Consider the following 18,585-nt stretch of genomic DNA (forward strand, 5'->3'; position numbering starts at 1 on the left):
CGTTTTATTGAGCGTTCAATAGACTGGTTTGTAATGTTGTCGTTTGTAAGTTGGACGGTCGTTCTAATTAATGTTTGAAGTTTGTTTTATTTGGATATTTATTGGTCGTGCCTGGGTGTTGTGCTTCCGCAAACCGATAGAGTACTTTCCTTTTCGTTGATGTCGTCGATATTGATCGGGCGACGGACAAACTAGCTATTGTAATGTCCGCTTCAATGCGTGGGCGTTGATAAGCTTTTTACTTGGTTGAATCTTGGGTGTCAGTTTGTTGGTCAGTGCTTGTTGCTCTGGCTTTGCTCGGCTGCACGCCTGCAATAAAAGGAAGTATTGTAAGTGAGCGAGACTCAGTCGTTGTCAGTAGATAATTATGTCGATTTTATTGATTTGTTGAAGTTGAAGGAGATCGATCAGCTGTTAGTTCCATATCAGGGCACTCCCGAATATGAAGCGGTGCATCGCTATTATGCCAGCTGTGTCGCCTTGAGGGATTCTGCGCAATTGCTCGAGCCCCTGGGCCTGCTAAAGCAGGCGTTGGGCGACCTGCAAGGGCGTAGCCGAGTACGCCGTACGCCAACGGAGCCCGATAGTTCCGGGGCTGCTGGCTTGACAGAGATTTACAATAAGCTGGAGGGATTTGAAGTACGGTTATACAACAATATCGAACGGCTCCCCGCCACCGCGGTGCCAAAGAAATTGAACTTCGTTTGGCTAGGAGGAGGATTGGGTGACATTCAACTCGATTACCTACGTATCTGGAAGAGCGTCATGCCGGACGACTACGCCATAAATGTCTGGTATGACAAAGACGGTTTATTGGCTCACGAAACCACGCGGATTATTGTCGAGGCGGCAAAGGCAGATACTTGGTTAAATGAAGCGGGCGCCATCAGTTCGCCTGACAGTTTGGCTGACCATTATGAGGCACGAATCACCGCGCTTAAACGCCAGATGTACATGCACGTCAATCGAGCGTTGAAGCAGAACAAAAGTGCGGATGAGGCACGCATCGATCTACTGGTACGCGGGTATGGTTGTGATGGAGATGTTCTGCGTGCGCTGAAAGATAAAAACGCGCACATCATGCGCAGCCTTGATCGCGAAGGGCTGCGATTGCGCAATATCAATGAACTCCAGACGTATTCTCGATTGGAAGAGTTTTACAATCGTGAAATGTCCTTGCGCGGAAATCTCGCGACAGCCTCGGACATTGTGCGGCTGCTGGTGGAGCACGATGAGGGGGGCGTCTACAGCGATGTGGATTTCTTGCCGTCGTTTGTTCAGGAAATCGCGGGCATCAATGCCAACCAACTGGCGAAGGGCGCTCGGTTGGGTGTATTGCAGTTGTTGTTGAACAATAACCCCCAGTGGATGCCGGGCCGTCAGGCACTGGTCGGTCGCTACACAGATTTCACCTCACAAATTCCCGTGGAGCATCGCGAGATGTTGGAGCGGTTCGCAAAAGGTAGCCCATCCCTGGATCAGGTATTTGCTCCGTTCCAGGAAACCAGCGTTCCGACGGACAGTTTGCGATTGGCATTTATCGAGGGGGGCGAGTCCAATGCGCTAATTGTCAGCCACCCCCACTCGGCTCCGCTCGAAACCATCCTCCAGCGCATCGAGACCCACTATCAGGCCTTGCTAGCCGTGGAGCGCGAAGCCGCGAGGGCCAATGACGTATTTCATGGGGTCGACCTCATGAAGATACTAAAGGACGAGTTCGGTATCGTTGATCTAAAAGCCGGTAATGAAGACTACCGGGCCATGAGTTTGTATAAGGGGATTGCCGACTATTTCAGCGATGGCATCCGTCCCGGGACTGAGGGATCGATATTTCTGACAGGACCGGGCGCGCTGCGAGCGGGGCTGCTGGAGTATGAAAGCAGGGTCTACACACCAAGCGGTGCTAACGCGGTGCGGAATTCCATCAGGTTGGAAACCGGTTTTAGCAACGTCACGGAAGAGGAGCAAGATCATTCCTGGAAAGAAAACGCGAGTCCTGAACAGTGGCTCGAAAAAGAAAAAGGCAATTGGCTAGGCGGTCGATTCCAAGCCCGCTATGCGAAAGATATTGAGCCGTTGCTTAAATACAACAGCCTGGAATTCGATAGCGGCTGGCCGGTGATCGAGGGCCGCCACGTGTTGTCCACCGACCTGCTGCAACACCTGGCCGATGAGTTGGGTGAGCCCTTCAAGCAGGCGATGAGCCGCGGCCACAGCGGTTCGATGGTCTTCGACAAGCCCATTCCCCTGGGCTTTGATGAGCGTCAGTCGATCCTCGCCCCAAGGATTCCTGTCACGCCCCCTGGGTCATTGAGCGATTCACAGACGCAACAGTTGTCTACCGCTGAGCTCTTGAACCGGCTCGCCGAAGATAGTTTTCACGTCGATCACTTGAGTCCCTTGCAACGTCTGCAGCTGGCTGCGTTGATCGGTGCCGAGGCGGTGGACAACCGCACTTTCGATGCGGCTCGTCCGAGGCTGGAGAACCTGATCAACACGTTCAGGAAACCCGGCACCGCCGGGGGTTACGCGTCAATCGAGCGCGCGTTATATCAGCAGCAGGCGCCTGCATTCCTGGCCGGACTCGCCAGTGCGGCCGATTATTCATCGAAGCGTGACGAAACAGCACTGGCATTAAAGAAAGTCGCACTGCGAGAGCCGCTGACACTGCGCCAGTGGGGCGAATATGTGGCGCGGATCAAGCAGGCGGCGAAATTGGAACATCGTGTTCAGATCATCGAGCGCATCGGTGTCGTCCTGGACGGTTTTGAAGCCATTCCGCTCAAGCTCGTGCCGCAGGATCTGTTGCTTCATGGCGAGGGTGACCGGGTGGGCGGCCGGTGTTATCCCCTCGCCCTGGCAATGGCGGCAGCCCTGTCGGAGGACAAGGCTGCGGTCAATACTTTGCGGGAGCGATTTTTCCTCGGGGTTATCGAGCCAGAGGCAAGCGATTCGGTGTCTTTCCTGAACCTGATGGAGTCGTTGCGTGACGTGCAGGTGGCTGATGTTGGCCACGCGCTGCCACGTTCGGACTTGCACGAAGTGGCGCGGATGCTGGAGACCAGGACCACCACCGCTACGCTGATGCTCAACTCGGACAATCACACCATGTTGGTGGCCAAGACGTTTGACGGCGAGCGGGGTACCTATCACTTCTACGATCCGAATTTTGGCGTATTCGAATTCGAGGACCCGACCGCGTTCAAGCAGACGCTGGAACGGTTCTTCCTTGAGCGGGACATGGCTCGTTATTACGCTGCGTATGGCGATGCGGCGCGCCCCACTTTCGACCTGATCGAATTGGATGGCGCGCGGGTGTCGAACCTGTCATTGCCCGGCGAAATGAAGGTCTCGCGACTGCTGAAGCAGGGCGCATTGCCTGGGCAGCCGACACGCCCAATCAGGCAGCGAATCGCCAGCGCTCGGGGGCAATCACTCCAGAGCAATCCTCGACTCGGCAGTAGCCTGTTGGCCCTGGATAGCCATTGGTGGGCGCAACAGATCAGTGAGACGACCAATGACCTCCACCAAGCGAACAATCTGGGGGCTCAACTCGTGCCCTTGTTCGATACCTTGGAGGACGTTCCTGGCGGGGGGTACCGGATCACCTTGATAGACCCTGCCAATCCGGCGCAGTTGATGCGGATCAGCACTGACGACCACAGGTTCTTGCGTATAAAAAACTACCTTTCCGAACGTTTCTCGACCTTGGCCAATCACGATGTCATTTCGAGAGACCCCACGGCGGTAGGCGCTGTCCACACGCTGAACGCCGGTTTCGCCATACAGGCGTTGATGAGCGCACTGAGAGCGCGCGAAGGAGACGGTCGGTCCCTTACCCTGGCGGTGCGGCTGCATGCTTATGTCAATTACACCCAGATGGCTCACGGCGTCATCACTGATATCGCGGCGCTGGTCGGTCTGGTCCGGCAAGCCCTGGCAGAAGAAAAACTGATTGCCCAAGCCGTCGCGCCAGTGGTCAAGGCCTCGGTGGGTGGCCGGATAGGCGAGGGGGTTGGGGCGTTGTTGCAGTTGGCGAACGTCGGGTTCGACATCTACCAATTGTCGACTGCGCGAAATGATGTCGAACGTGCCGAATTCGGTACTCAATTGGCTTTCGACTCGGCGAGCCTGGCGGTAGCGGTTGCAGCTTATGCCGCCGGTGCCACCGCCGGGGCGATACTGGGCGGGGCTGCGGTGATATTGGGAGGGCTTGCGGTGGGGGTGGCCGCGGTGGTCAGGGGGTTTGCGACCATTGCCGAGGAAGCTGAGCAAGTCGGGCTGTTTTTCCTTGACGTCGAAAAGGCGCATCTTGACGCTTATCGCTTTGATCCCGCCCATAATGCCTGGACACCTGGTCCTTCCTTGATCATCGAGACGGTAGATCTGGCGAACGGCGCACTCGGATTGGGTAGTCCAAAGCTATATCCGCTGCACGACCACTTTGGGGTGCCTACGTTCGAGGCGGATTACGCCCGTGCAATCAACATTCGCCAGCAACTGGAATTGCCCAGTCGAATAAAATTCGCGCCGGCTTCTGGCCAGGCTATTGTCCTGCCTTGCACGCCGCAGACCTGTTACGGCTATGCATACAAGGCCTTGCCGTTTTCCAGTTGGCACCTTCCTCCCGGTTTCGACACGGCACGACGCCTGGAGAAGATCAAGCCGGACGGTGGGTGGCTGTTTTTGTGTTCCTTCTATTCGTTTCCCTGCGACCACATTCTCCACCGCCTTCACAGCCCGGACTATCGGCCCACGACAATCGACGTGCTGCTGGACAGTATCGATCGTTCATTGGTGGTGCCCGCTCTACTGCCGAGTTGGCACGGAAAAATCAACTATCGGATCCGGGGAGCCGGCAAGCGATGCGCGGTGCTGATTAATACCGGCGTGAGCCTGAGCCTTGAAGCGCCCGCTCAACTGACTTCAAGCTGGGTATTGGATGCCCCGTGGGCAAAGGAAAGCGACGTGCGGTTTGAAGGTGTCGCCAAGCTGTTTATTCGCGACGTTGCCGTATCACTCACCGGAGCGGGGCATCATGGGACCTTACTACGGCTTTGTGACGACCAAATATTCAAGGTCGAGGCAGGCCAACTGTCCGCTGTCGAGTTGACCGAGGCGCCAGGCATGGATCACCAAGCGTTGCACGAACACATGAAGAGCTTGGCTCGGCAACATCGCCTGGCGATGCCGTATACGGCGATACATGACTACCTGGTTCCGTTCGAGAACCCGGATGAGCCCCGACACGTCACGGCATGGTACGACGGGATGAATGATCGTTTCCTCTACATTCGTGACGAGATACCGGGCGCCGATGAAACGATTCTGGGCGCGGTAACCGGCGGTTACGCCTGGTTCTATGACCCGGGAAATATGCTGGTCTGGCAGGTCGATGCCACTACCGGCGTGTTGGTTCGGCGTTACTGGTTGTGGAGGTCGTTCAGCGAACTCGGCGTGATCAAAAGCCTGGAGGCGGATGAGCAAGGTGTGATTCATATCGTGCAGCAGATCAGTCGCCAAGGCCGCACTTATCAAGAGCTGGGTTATGTGATCCACGCAGGAGAATTGCTGCTCATTTCAGCGACTCGAGACGTGGACACTGCGCTGGAGCCTACCATCAGTTCCAGCGAGAAACTGAGGGCCTGGCCCGATGTGCTGGGAGATTATTATGACTATCCACCGTCGTTCGCCGATCAATATCCCTATGAAAACGTCGACTGGAAGCCTGCGCCTTTTGTCTCGGTTTGCTGGAAAAATAATGATCTGAATCGAAACATGGCTTGGATTCGTCGCAGTGACCGGTTGATCATCCGTCCTACGCCTGAACCCGAATATTCTCGAGGCTGGCCCGATTCGATCAAGAACCTGACTGATTTGGTGCTGATCACCCCGACGGACGGAAGCGATTCGTTTGTCATTTACAACAGGCTCATACAACGGCTGTGTCATCTGCAGCGCACCCTGGTAGCGGGTAAAGGACAATGGACCGTTCGATGGTTACCGTCGGACAACCTCAAGGATGTCATCGCTGTTGAGGGTGGTTATGTAGCGATGCGTACCGACGGGTTGTTTTTCACTCTGGCGCCCCAGGGCGAACTGCAATTCGCAGGCCTGAACGAAACGTGGCTCAAGGGCCGGAATCATTGGCTGTCTGAGTTGGCACCGTTGACCAGCCAATACAAAACGAAGCGCTTCGCCATTGTTGGTTTGCTCAATACCAGGGGCGACGGAAATCTATGTGCCTGGTACGTCGATGACAAGTTGTTGCTGAGTGACCTGGGCCAAGGAAAGGAAGTCCGCTTGCTCAACGTGACGCCAGATGGCGAGGCCGCCTGGTTGTTCGATGTTTCAAATGGTGGAGTCTATCGCCAGGCGTTTGTCGACCCGCAGAAATGGGCGGGCGCGTTCGGGCAAGGTGTGCGGTTGCTTCAGGCTGACGCGATACCCGCCGCAGAGCGTGAATGGGCCTCGTATCAATTTGCCGAGTTGACGGTCGAAGGGCCGGGCCTGAAAGGCATCACCCACGAGGGCTTGGTGGTTATTCTGCGGGACCACGAACCCGCGATGATTACAGGCGTTACTCATGAGTGGGTTGTCGCCCAGGGCGACCAGGTGCTTGAAGCGCTTGGGCAGTTGGCGAGGCATCCGTTCCATAGCGCGTTGTTGACGGTCGAAGAGCCCGATAGCCTGACATGGTTCATCGCTGGAGCAGGGCAGATGATCCGGGTCCCGAAAACGGCTATCCCGCCGTCCTTCGAAATACTCGGGACCCAGCGACAGACCAACGTGCTGCTTCACGAAGGCGAGCAGCAAAAGCTGTTGACCCTGCCACAGGCGCAGCAGGTTTCGACACTCAGCTATGCCAGGCGTGAGGGGGAAGTGTTGGTTGTCGAGGGGAATGAGACGAGAGTTCTGGATCTTCTGTCGCTGATACCCGACGGTGTCACGACTCTGGTCCTGCACATTGGCCAAGGGGCGGTCAGTTACAGGTTGTCCAAGGCGGCCTGGTTGCGAATCAACTCAGTCATTCTTGACTGCCGACATTCGTTGGCCGGTGTGCCGGTGACTGCTGGGAAATTGAGTTGGGAACTCGATGAGCCGGATGAGCTGCTGCTGAGTCGCGTCGATAAGCATCTGGTGATCATTGATCCGAACAGTGGACACAGTTTGATCTGTCGTGACGCCTATGCAACAGACAGCGACTTTCATGGTGAGGTTTTGCTCAACTTTGGCAGGAAGGGACGTTATAAGGTCTCGACGCTGGTCGCGTGGTTGGGCACGTCGCCGAAAGCCCTGGGCGGTACCACGCTCAAGGCGTTATTGGAGGTGTCGTCGGAGTCGGAAACCAACGGGGTGAGCTGATCGCTTCGTGAGGCAGAAAAAGGTTGCAGGTTATCCACCTGCAACCTTGGAGCAAGTTGTTCAAGAGCGGTCATTTCGCAAGGAAAATCGCATCATTAGACTTTCATCCAGTTTCTTTCGCATCAACGCCCTGTTTCTGTCCAGCTCGCTTCTGTCCAGTCTCAGGTATGCCTTGCGCTGAATTATTCTGGCGGAGCTTTTTTCCCATTCCCAGAACAAGAAGCTGTGCTTTCTCGTTTGGACGCTCAGCTCGATCTTATAAAGAGCCATGACAAGATTGCCCTGCAAGTCGTAGCGCGCCGGGACTACCTGAAAAGATTCACCCTCTCGGGTTTCTATATCTAGCGACAGCATGGCCGGGTTATTGGTTTTCAAACTGTCCAGCGTGTCGATCATCGCGTTGGCTTGCCGAGAGTCGCGTATCGCGTGGGCACTTTCCACCAGGAAGTCCGCCACGGAGCCCGAGACGATGTGTCTCGTGGTGGTATAGATCGAATCGCCATGCAGTGACCACCCAGGTAATTCAGCGTGCGCGCATATTCTTCAAACCAGCCCTCGGCATTGCCGTAGCGGTGATAGCCAAGGTCGGCCGATCGAGTGGCAATGTTATTGCAATCGGCAATGTCGTTGTAATCTTGCAGGGAAAGTGTGTCGATGTAAGAAAGCAAGTTGGGACCTGTGACGAGGCCGGTTAATGATTGAAGTTCCATTTTCAAGTTTCTCGTCCGTTTGGGTTGTTTGGTTTTCTAGGAATACAATAATTGAAGGCTTTTTCAAGGGTTTCGGTTGTTTGGTTGGGTCTGGATGTTTGTTAGGGTTGCGGGGGCGCTACATATATTGTATCTGGTTAGGGTTGTTGTTCTTTTTTAATGTGTTCTAGATTGTCGTTTGTCCGCAGGAGCGGTCATTTAATTAACTAAGGAAGTACCATGGAAATGTTTGAGAGTGAAATCAACACTGCGCAAAGTATCGAGCTCATCGGCGCGCGTATCAGCAGGCGCAGGGCGCAGGTCTCCGCAAATCGGCGTATGCGCAGGTCCGCCGTACAGGTGCTACAGGACAACCCCACCAAGGAAATGGATGCGGTCATGCTGGGCGATGCGTTGGTAGGCTATGGCAATAACATGTCGCTCAATAACATGGCGATCATGGAGAACGTCATGACCATGGCAATCATGGAGGCCAACTATCTGATGCCTGGCGGGAAAAACACCCATGCGTGGTACATGGAGTTTATCAAGTGCCTGCAAGAGCTCGGATGTTTCGTGGCGGATGACGGTTATTCCCGTTACACCGAGAGCTCCCTGCAAGTGGATATGGACTTGGTGATCAGCGATATCGTCAAAGGCATCATCGACGGCGTGAAGGCCAGCATTCCGGCGGCGATGGTACTGGGTAGCGTGGTCAATACCACGATTGATGGCTTGAAGCAGGACAAGCAAACACTCGATCTGTTTGGCACCCAGGCGAAGTCGGCCGATGGCGCACGCTTGTCCGTCATTCCCTGTGAGCAATTGTCCAACGGTGTTCTGATTGCCTCTTCCAGTTCGATAAAACAGACCGGTACTTCGAATAACGGTGGTGTTCTATTTGTGAATTGGCGCTGTTCGGCGCGAGAAATTTTTCGAGGCAAGTCGTTCGTGACTTTTAACCCGGCGCGTTATGAAGACTTCAGGCAGGACATCGAAGAGTACCTGGGCGAACATCGCCGGGAAGTGTTGAGCAAGCGCTTCAGCCGTCGCAAGCTTGCCTGAGTCATTGCACCAAGTAGCCTCTTACCCCGGTGAAGATGATCTGCGCTGCCAGGGCACAGACAAATAGCCCCATCAAGCGGCTGACGATCTGCAAGCCCTGGTCGCCGAGAATTCGCTCGATGCGGCTGGACAGGTATAGCACGACGCCAACGGTGAAGCTGGCCAGGGCGATACTGACGATCGCCATGAGTTTGTCGTCCCAGTGCGGTTGGCTCACGCCCATCACCAGCAGGGCGCCGATGGTGCCGGGGCCGACAGTCAGCGGAATGGTCAGCGGGACGATGGTCACGTCCTGCTGGACATTGTCGGTCTGTACCGCCGACTTGCCTTGGGCCATGCCCAGCGCCGAGATGAACAATACGCTGCCGGCGCCGATCCGGAACGCATCCACGGTGATGCCGAACACGCTGAAAATCACCCGCCCGAACAGATACAGCAGCACGCTGGAGACCAGCGTCGCCGTCGCGACCTTCCAGGCGAGGCGACGTTGTTCTTTGCGTGAATAGCCACGCGTCAGGCCGATAAAACACGACAGGACGAAGAAGGGGCTGTAGAGCACCAACATTTTCAGGTAAACGCTGAACAGCACGTGAAGCATGGTCGAGGGCTCGGGACGGAGGAAGACGACCGGAGTCTATCAGGCGTTTTGGCGTCTGTCGGCTCAGGACGTATGCGCTGTACGGTTCTGCTGGTCGCGCTGGGCCACCCAATGCTCGATCAACTCGCGCAGTTGCGACAATTCGACCGGCTTGGCCATATGCCCGTCCATTCCTGCCTGGCGTGCGCGCTCCTTGTGTTCGGCCAGGATGTGCGCCGTGAGCGCCACCACAGGCGTGCGGGTCCGCTGGTTGCCAACCTCCCAGGCGCGTAACTGCTGGGTAGCGGAGAAGCCATCGAGAACCGGCATTTCGCAATCCATCAGGACCAGGTCGTAGCGTTGTTCCTTCATGGCCTTGAGGGCTTCTTCGCCATTGCTGGCAGTGTCGGGCTGCAGGTTGAGCTTGCCGAGCATGCCGCGGATGACCTTGGTGGAAATGGTGTTGTCCTCAGCCACCAGGATGCGGAAGTCACTGGGCACTTTCGCCGGTATGGGCGGGCCTGGATTGGCCGGGACGTTTGGCGCCTGGCCTTTGTTGCGCTGGTTCAGCTCATCCGCCAGGGTGGTCTTGAGCGTATAGCCGGCCACCGGTTTGGCGAGGATGCGCTTGACGCCACTGTTGCGCGCCACGATCTTGCTCGGCGCGTTGCTGATGCCGGTCAGCATGATCAACAGGATGTCGTGGTTCAGGCTCGGGTCTTCCTTGATCTTGGCGGCCAATTGCGTGCCGGTCATGCCGGGCATGTTCTGGTCCAGCAGCACTACATCGAAATAGTCGCGCAGGTGGGCCTTGGTGCGCAGCAACGCCAGTGCCTCCTTGCCCGATGGTACGGCGCTGACGTTCAAGCCCCAGGCGCTGCATTGCTGGACCAGCACCTTGCGGCAGGTATCGTTGTCGTCAACGACCAGCACTCGTGCCCCTTGCAGCGGGCCATCGAGGTCGGAAGTCGGGTGTTCAAGACGATCTGGGTCCAGCGGCAAGGTCAGCCACAATGTACTGCCCTGGCTGCTGCCGCTCTTGATGCCGAATTCGCCGTGCATCAGCATGATCAGCTGGCGGGCGATGACCAGGCCCAGGTTGCCACCCAGGCGCGTGGCCGAAAGGAAATTCTTGCTGTGCAGTTCCGCATGCATCAGCGTATCGCGCTCCTCGGCGTCCATGGGCGACCCGCTGTCCTGCACGGCGATGCGCAGACGAGGCTGGTTGCTGCGTTCATCGAGGGCCACGACGATCAGCACTTCGCCTTCGTCGGTTTTTTTCAGGGCATGTTCCAGCAGACTCAGCAGTGCCTGGCGCAGCCTTGTCGGATCACCGCTGATCACCCGCGGCACCTGGGGCTGGATGAAACTTATCAGCTCGACGTTCTGCTGTTCGGCCTTGGCGCGGAAGATACTCAGGCAATCCTCGATCAATGCGTTGAGGTCGAACTGCACGTCATCCAGTTCGATCTGGCCGGATTCGAGGCGGGAAATGTCGAGGATTTCGTTGATCAGGGTCAGCAATTCGTTGCCGGCGCTGTGGATCGTCTGTACGTAGTCGCGCTGCTTGACCGACAACGGCGTGCCCAGCAGCAGTTCGGTCATGCCCAGCACACCGTTCATCGGGGTGCGAATCTCATGGCTGATCTTCGCCAGGAATTCGGCTTTGGCGTTGATTTCCGCGTTGCTTGCCGCGAGATCTCGGCTGAGACTGAAGCGGTTTTCGTTGATTGACCGCTGTCGTTCACCCAAGGCGACGCTCATCAGCAGACCACTGACGCAGATGAATACCAGCAATGTAACGATCAACCCTTGGGGCGCGACCTCCGTCAGCCCTTGCAGGGCGGGGAGAATGATCAACGTGCCCAGGTTGAACACCACCATGGCGGCGACAAACAGCCGTGCCGGGCGGTAGCCCTTCTGCCAATGCCAGGCGCTGACGAACAGCATGCTCAGGCCGGCCAAGGCCACCAATGCGTAGGTCATGATGTTGAGGGGCAGCGTGTTGACGAACAGGAGCAACAGGCTGCAGAGCATGATGAAGACGATTTCGCCCAGCAGCAGCCGGTTCAGCGGGTGCGGCCCCAGCGGCGCGAAATAGCGATAGGCGAACATCAAGCCGCAGGGCGCTGTCAGCAACAGGGCCAGGTAGGCACCCGGTGTCTGGATCGCCGGCCAGTCCGGCAGCCAGGCGCCTGCCAGGTTCAGCAGCAGTATCAGGCTGAGCATCAGCAGCCCTTCGCAGGCTGCCAGCCACAGGCAACTGCGTGAGCGGGTGTAGGCGTAGCGGGTGAGGTTGTGCAGGATCAGCATTGCGATACAGCCGAACAGCAGCCCATAAACCAGGGTCTGGTTCTGGTTGGCGGCTGCCATCACGGCCGGTTGCAATGAGACGAACGGGCGCAACTCATATCGCGAGGCCAAACGCAGGTAGACGTCGAGTGGTTTATCGCTGCGGGGCAGCGCCAGCATGAAATCGCTGCTGGGCACGGACTGTTCGGTGCCTGCCGTGGCGTTGCCGCTGATCTGCTGGTCGACCAGGGTATCGCCGTCCAGCACATAGAGATTCAGGCGTGAGAGGTCCGGCGCGAAGATGCGCAGTATCTGTTCATGCTTGTCGGGTGCCAGCCGGAAGCGCAGCCACAATGCGCCGCCAGGTTCGGCGGCCTTGAGGTGGTCAAGGTCGATGGGGCTGAATTGATTGGTGTAGCGAGCAGAGCGAATGTCGCTCAGTTTCAGATCGCCCTGTTCGTCGAGCAATACCGCCCAGGCACTGCCCGGCGCGGCCTGGGCCGGGAGCACGCAGAGCAGCGTCAGCAGCGTAACGGTCAAGCCTATGGCAATCCTGAGCCAGCGCACGGCGAAATCCCTTCGTAGGTTGATGCCAGATTATAACTATGCGCGGCGCCTGAGCCGACAGGCAAGGGCCATGGACCCTTGCCCGGCTGAATGGCCAGGTTATTACAGGTTTTCGCCACGCTCGCGGGCAATGGCGCGGTAGCCAATGTCCTTGCGATAGAAACAGCCTTCCCAGTCAATCTGCGCGGCCAGCTTGTAGGCCTGCTCTTGAGCGGCACCGACACTCTCGCCCATGGCTGTGGCGCACAACACGCGCCCGCCCGCAGTAACCACTTGGCCATCCTTCAATGCCGTACCCGCGTGGAACACCTTGCCTTCCAATTGTGCCGAGGCATCCAGGCCCTTGATCGCATTGCCCTTGGCATAGTCGCCCGGGTAACCACCGGCGGCCAGGACAACGCCGACGCTCGGACGCGGATCCCATTGGGCTTCAACCTTATCCAGCGCCTGGGCCAGGGCGGCTTCCACCAGCAGCACCAGGCTCGATTGCAGGCGCAACATGACCGGTTGGGTCTCAGGATCGCCGAAACGGCAGTTGAATTCGATGACTTTTGGGTTACCAGCCTTGTCGATCATCAGGCCAGCATAGAGGAAGCCAGTGTAGACGTTGCCTTCCTCGGCCATGCCACGCACGGTTGGCCAGATGACCTGGTCCATGACGCGCTGGTGCACGTCGGCGGTGACCACTGGCGCTGGGGAGTAGGCGCCCATGCCGCCAGTGTTCGGACCGCTGTCGCCATCGCCGACGCGTTTGTGGTCCTGGCTGGTGGCCATCGGCAAGACGTTCTTGCCATCGACCATGACGATGAAGCTGGCTTCTTCGCCATCGAGGAACTCTTCGATCACGACGCGCGAACCCGCGTCACCGAAGGCATTGCCGGCCAACATGTCGCGCACGGCGTCCTCGGCCTCGGCCAGGGTCATGGCTACGATCACGCCTTTACCGGCGGCCAGGCCGTCGGCCTTGATCACGATCGGTGCGCCTTTTTCGCGCAGGTAAGCCAGGGCTGGTTCGATTTCGGTGAAGTTCTGGTAGTCGGCGGTCGGGATCTTGTGGCGTGCCAGGAAATCCTTGGTGAAGGCCTTGGAACCTTCCAACTGCGCTGCGCCGGCGGTCGGGCCGAAGCAGTCCAGGCCGCGGGAGCGGAACAGGTCGACGACGCCGGCAACCAGCGGTACTTCCGGACCGACGATGGTCAGCGAGACGTTTTTCTCGGCGAAATCAGCCAGCTGTTCCAGGGCCAATACGTCGATGGCTACGTTCTCGCACTTGGCTTCGATGGCGGTGCCGGCATTGCCCGGTGCGACAAACACTTTTTGCACACGCGGATCCTGAGCCACTTTCCAGGCCAGGGCGTGTTCGCGGCCACCGCTGCCAATGATCAAAACATTCATTTCAAAAACCTCGGATGACGCTGATTCGGTTTGGAGCCTAAGGCGTTCTACGCCGTAGGAGGCTGCAATGAAGTCGGTAGATGCAAGGCGGGGTCGACCTCGATGAGCGGAGTTGCCTTTTGGCAATGAGCATCATCGAGGTCGGCTCCAACGCAGCAGATGCCGGCTTCAGTGCGGCCGTTGTCTTGTTAGTGACGGAAGTGGCGCATGCCGGTGAAGACCATCGCGATGCCAGCCTCGTCAGCAGCCGCAATCACTTCATTGTCACGCATCGAACCACCTGGCTGGATCACTGCGGTGATGCCAACCTTGGCCGCATTGTCGATGCCATCACGGAACGGGAAGAACGCATCCGAAGCCATGACCGCACCCTGTACCTGCAAGCCGGCATGTTCAGCCTTGATCGCGGCGATGCGGGCCGAGTTCACGCGGCTCATCTGGCCGGCGCCGACGCCGATGGTCTGGCGGTTCTTGGCGTAGACGATGGCGTTGGACTTGACGTACTTGGCGACTTTCCAGGCGAAGATCAGGTCGTTGATTTCCTGCTCGCTCGGAGCGCGCTGGGTCACGACCTTGAGGTCTGCGCTGCCAATCATGCCGATGTCGCGGCTCTGGACCAGCAGGCCGCCGTTGACGCGCTTGTAGTCCCACGCCGGTGCGCGATCAGCCGACCATTGGCCGCAGGCCAGCAGGCGCACGTTGGCCTTGGCGGCGACGATGGCGCGGGCCTCTTCGCTGACGGAAGGGGCGATGATCACTTCGACGAACTGGCGCTCGACGATGGCCTTGGCGGTCTCGGCGTCCAGTTCACGGTTGAAGGCGATGATGCCGCCGAAGGCCGACTCGGTGTCCGTGGCGTAGGCCAGTTCGTAGGCCTGGCGGATACCGCCCTCGGCGTCCGGGCTCACGGCCACGCCGCACGGGTTGGCGTGCTTGACGATCACGCAGGCCGGCTTGACGAAGCTCTTCACGCATTCCAGCGCGGCATCGGTGTCGGCCACGTTGTTGAACGACAGTTCCTTGCCTTGCAATTGCGTGGCGGTGGCGATGCCGACTTCGGCAGGCTTGGCTTCCACGTAGAACGCCGCGCTCTGGTGCGGGTTCTCGCCGTAGCGCATTTCCTGGGCCTTGACGAATTGGGTGTTGAAGGTGCGCGGGAATTCGCTGCGACCTTCGGTGCTCAGGGTGTCGGCCGCCTGGTTCACGGTGCCCATGTAGTTGGCGATCATGCCGTCGTAGGCGGCGGTGTGTTCGAAGGCCTTGAGCATCAGGTCGAAACGCTGGGCGTAGGTCAGGCCACCGGCCTTGAGGTTTTCCAGGACGCTGGCGTAGTCGCTGGCGTTGACCACGATCGCCACGTCCTTGTGGTTCTTGGCTGCCGAGCGGACCATGGTTGGACCGCCGATGTCGATGTTCTCGATGGCGGTCGGCAGGTCGCAGCCAGGCTTGTTGATGGTGGCTTCGAACGGGTAGAGGTTGACCGCCACCAGGTCGATCGGCTTGATGCCGTGCTCGTTCATGATGGCGTCGTCGATGCCGCGACGGCCGAGGATGCCGCCGTGGATTTTCGGGTGCAGGGTCTTGACGCGACCGTCCATCATTTCCGCAAAACCGGTGTAGTCCGCGACTTCCACTGCGGCAACGCCGTTGTCCTGCAGCAACTTGAAGGTCCCGCCGGTAGAGAGGATCTCGACGCCCAGCTGTTGCAGCTCGCGGGCGAATTCAAGGATCCCGGTCTTGTCGGAGACGCTGATCAAGGCGCGGCGGATCGGCAGGCGGGTGGTCTGGTCGGTCATTTCAAGTTCCATCAAAAGCAAGGGAAGTCAGCAAAAAAGGCGACCGTTTTTTACGCGGGCGCCTTTCTGGTTTGATTGAATGCTTACAGCAGATCGTACTGCTTGAGTTTCTTGCGCAGGGTGCCGCGGTTCAGGCCCAGCAGCTCACTGGCCTTGGTCTGGTTGCCCTTGACGTAGTTCATCACGCTTTCGAGCAGAGGCGCCTCGACTTCGGAAAGCACCAGGTTGTACACATCCGTGACGGCAGCGCCCTCAAGGTGGGCGAAATAATTGTGCAGCGCTTTCTCGACACTCCCGCGAAGGGTCTGGCCTTCTTCGCTGGGCGTGTTGAGGTGCTGTTTCAAATTCACGTTGTCGCTCACGGGTGTTATTCCACTCACTAAAGTCTCGGTCATCATCGTCATGCGGCCACCCCTTCGTCCCCTGTCAGGCTCTTGTAACGTTCGGCGAAGAACGCCTGAACGTCGGCGCATTGTGCTTGCGTACCATCCAAACGATTGAAACGGGCGCGAAACTCCCTGGCGCCCGGCAGGGTTGCGAGATACCAGCCCACATGCTTGCGAGCGATGCGTACGCCCATGACTTCTCCATAGAAGGCATGCAGCGCGGCCAGATGCTCTAGCAGAATACGTTCCACCTCGGACAACAACGGCGCGGCGAGCTTTTCGCCGGTGCGCAGATAGTGTTCGATTTCACGAAAAATCCATGGCCGCCCCTGGGCGGCCCGGCCGATCAACAGGCCATCGGCACCGGTCGCGTCCAGCACGAACCGGGCCTTCTCGGGCGAGTCGACATCGCCATTGGCAAAGACCGGGATCGACACCGCCTGCTTGATCGCGGCAATGGTGTCGTACTCGGCCTCGCCGGTGTACAGGTCGGCACGGGTGCGGCCATGGACCGCCAGCGCCGTGATGCCTGCCTGTTCGGCGATCTTCGCCACCGTCAGGCCGTTCTTGTTCTCCCGGTCCCACCCGGTGCGGATCTTCAGGGTCACCGGCACATCAACTGCGGCGACAACCGCCTGCAGGATCTCGGTGACCAGCGCTTCGTCCTTCAACAGTGCCGAGCCTGCGGCTTTGTTACAGACCTTTTTTGCCGGGCAGCCCATGTTGATGTCGATAATCTGCGCCCCCAGCTCTACGTTGGCCCGGGCCGCTTCCGCGAGCATCTGCGCATCACCCCCGGCGATCTGTACCGAGCGCGGCTCGGGATCACCTTCATGGATCATGCGCAGGCGCGACTTGCGGGTGTTCCACAAACTCATGTCGCTGGTCACCATTTCCGACACCACGAGCCCGGCACCCAATCGTTTGCATAACTGACGAAAGGGCTGGTCGGTGACGCCCGCCATGGGGGCGAGGACCAGACCGTTCTGCAATGTATAAGGGCCGATGCGTACCGCCGACATAGGACTTCCCTGAAGTGGGGCCGGATCATGAGACTTCGAAAAAGGGTTGGCATGATACCCGCTCTCGATGACTGGATAAAGGTCGAATTGGATAAAATCTGAACAGCTATTTTGTTATCGCCAGCGGTTTGGTCCGGGCGGGGTGAGTCAGAAAGCTGCCGTCAACGGACCGACCCTGGCGCGTCTCATTCAGGCGAATGGAAGCTCAGGCTGTAGTTCACCGCTTTCGGGCCAGGGTCCAGGATGTCCAGCGCGATATGGATCGGCGTCTGCGGTGGCATTTCCCCCAGGCCTTCAAGGTCGCCGCCCAGGTATTCGCCGGGCTTGAAGCGCCGGCTGGCGATCAGGTGGCCGTTGAGGTCGGCGAAGCGCAGTTCCAGCAGCGGGAAGGGCTGGGAGAAGGGCGCGCGGTTGTAGATGATCGCATCGACAATCAGCGCGCCGCTGAATTCCGGATGGCTGCGCACCACCAGGTTGCTGCTCTTGATCTTGGCGATGTCGACCTTGGACGGTACGTCGCAGCCAATGGCCGGACAGACTTGCAGGAACCATGGACGATACTGGTCCTGGCGGGCCAGTTCCTCGAAGTGGTAGGCAATGTACTGGCCGGCCAGGGCTGCGGCCCCCAGCAGTATCAATAGGCTCCAGAGCAGGCGTCGGCCCCAGGGCGAACGGCGCTTGCGCCAATCCAGTTGTAGCGGGTCATCGTCCAGGTCCTGAAGGGCTTCGGCGCGTATGCCTGGCTCCTGGCGCTCGCGTTTCCTGGATGACGCTGCCAGTGGCTCCGGTTCGTCGTCCAGGTCGTCAGTGGCTGAAAGGCGTTCGAGATGTTCGTGAGGCTCGTCATCCAGCGCGAGGCTTAGCACGGCGACAGGCGTATCGTCCGGCTCCAGCGGTTCAAGGGCAAGCGACAAGGACGGCTCGGTGCGCGGCGGCCGCGCGGGTTCGTGGGGCTCGAACGGCTCGACAGGCTGCTGGATCGCGGCTTCTGCGCGTTCGATGGGGGATTCGCTGTACAGGCCGTCGACCCATGGCTCCTGCTCGTTTGAGGGATGCTCGCGCTGGGCACTCAGGTTGTCTTCCCGGCGCCGTCCGAACGTGTCCGGAGCACGCTTGTCACGCCTTTCCAGGCGAGCCAGTTCCTTGTCCAGGTCATCGAGGTCCAGCTCGGCGGCGGTCCATTGTTTCTGGCTGATGGCGCGGGGCGGTGCGTCGACGGCAGGCTTGGGGGGCGGAGCCAGGGGGGGCGCGCCGTTATTGCCCGTGCGTTGCTCCAGCAGTTGCCGCGCGGCATTGAACACTTGCAGGCACGAGCCACAGCGAACCACCCCGCGGGCCACGCTCAATTGAGCATGGCTGACGCGAAAACTGGTGTGGCAATGCGGGCACTGGGTGACGAAGCTGTCGGTCATGCGGCAATCCGGTTGATAC

General features: G+C 58.6%; 10 protein-coding genes. 2 read left to right on the plus strand and 8 right to left on the minus strand.

The window, feature by feature from the left end; genetic code table 11:
- Window positions 1-333: 333 nt before the first annotated feature.
- Window positions 334-7,365 carry a TcdA/TcdB pore-forming domain-containing protein gene (locus JMN22_RS22495; RefSeq protein ID WP_198797864.1) on the plus strand — a complete coding sequence of 2,344 codons (7,032 nt, stop codon included), beginning with the start codon at window positions 334-336 and terminating at the stop codon, window positions 7,363-7,365.
- Window positions 7,366-7,425: 60 nt separating this feature from the next.
- On the opposite strand, the gene JMN22_RS26605 is transcribed toward JMN22_RS22495, so the two are convergent.
- Complete coding sequence (locus tag JMN22_RS26605; RefSeq protein WP_236010390.1) at window positions 7,426-7,806, minus strand: hypothetical protein; 381 nt, start codon at window positions 7,804-7,806, stop codon at window positions 7,426-7,428.
- A gap of 488 nt (window positions 7,807-8,294) precedes the next feature.
- Between JMN22_RS26605 and JMN22_RS22505 the strand changes: the two genes are divergently transcribed.
- Window positions 8,295-9,119, plus strand: a complete 825-nt coding sequence (locus JMN22_RS22505) for a hypothetical protein (RefSeq protein WP_198797865.1) — start codon at window positions 8,295-8,297, stop codon at window positions 9,117-9,119.
- Between the two features lies 1 nt (window position 9,120).
- On the opposite strand, the gene JMN22_RS22510 is transcribed toward JMN22_RS22505, so the two are convergent.
- The 7 genes from JMN22_RS22510 to JMN22_RS22540 form a co-directional block, all read right to left on the minus strand.
- Entirely contained in the window at window positions 9,121-9,717 is a 597-nt protein-coding gene (locus JMN22_RS22510) for a MarC family protein (protein ID WP_198797866.1), read from the minus strand.
- A 63-nt stretch (window positions 9,718-9,780) separates the two neighbouring features.
- Window positions 9,781-12,555 (minus strand): hybrid sensor histidine kinase/response regulator, encoded by a 2,775-nt coding sequence (locus JMN22_RS22515; RefSeq protein ID WP_030138021.1) that lies wholly within the window; start codon window positions 12,553-12,555, stop codon window positions 9,781-9,783.
- Window positions 12,556-12,657: 102 nt separating this feature from the next.
- Entirely contained in the window at window positions 12,658-13,950 is a 1,293-nt protein-coding gene (gene purD / locus JMN22_RS22520; RefSeq protein ID WP_030138022.1) for a phosphoribosylamine--glycine ligase, read from the minus strand.
- Between the two features lie 188 nt (window positions 13,951-14,138).
- On the minus strand, window positions 14,139-15,746 hold the full coding sequence (purH, locus tag JMN22_RS22525; protein ID WP_030138023.1) for a bifunctional phosphoribosylaminoimidazolecarboxamide formyltransferase/IMP cyclohydrolase: 1,608 nt from the start codon (window positions 15,744-15,746) through the stop codon (window positions 14,139-14,141).
- Window positions 15,747-15,829: 83 nt separating this feature from the next.
- Window positions 15,830-16,150: a DNA-binding transcriptional regulator Fis gene (gene fis, locus JMN22_RS22530; RefSeq protein ID WP_025211617.1), complete on the minus strand. Its 321-nt coding sequence runs from the start codon at window positions 16,148-16,150 to the stop codon at window positions 15,830-15,832.
- The gene (gene dusB / locus JMN22_RS22535) at window positions 16,147-17,154 is read right to left on the minus strand and encodes a tRNA dihydrouridine synthase DusB (RefSeq protein WP_030138024.1); all 1,008 of its coding nucleotides are present in this window, start codon (window positions 17,152-17,154) and stop codon (window positions 16,147-16,149) included. Before dusB ends, fis begins: the two co-directional genes overlap by 4 nt.
- 185 nt (window positions 17,155-17,339) lie before the next feature.
- A complete protein-coding gene (locus tag JMN22_RS22540) occupies window positions 17,340-18,566 on the minus strand; it encodes a DUF3426 domain-containing protein (protein ID WP_030138025.1) in 1,227 nt (408 codons plus the stop codon).
- Between the last annotated feature and the right edge of the window lie 19 nt (window positions 18,567-18,585).

The sequence above is a fragment of the Pseudomonas sp. HB05 genome, from assembly GCF_016756915.1.
GTDB classification, from domain to species: Bacteria; Pseudomonadota; Gammaproteobacteria; order Pseudomonadales; family Pseudomonadaceae; genus Aquipseudomonas; species Aquipseudomonas alvandae.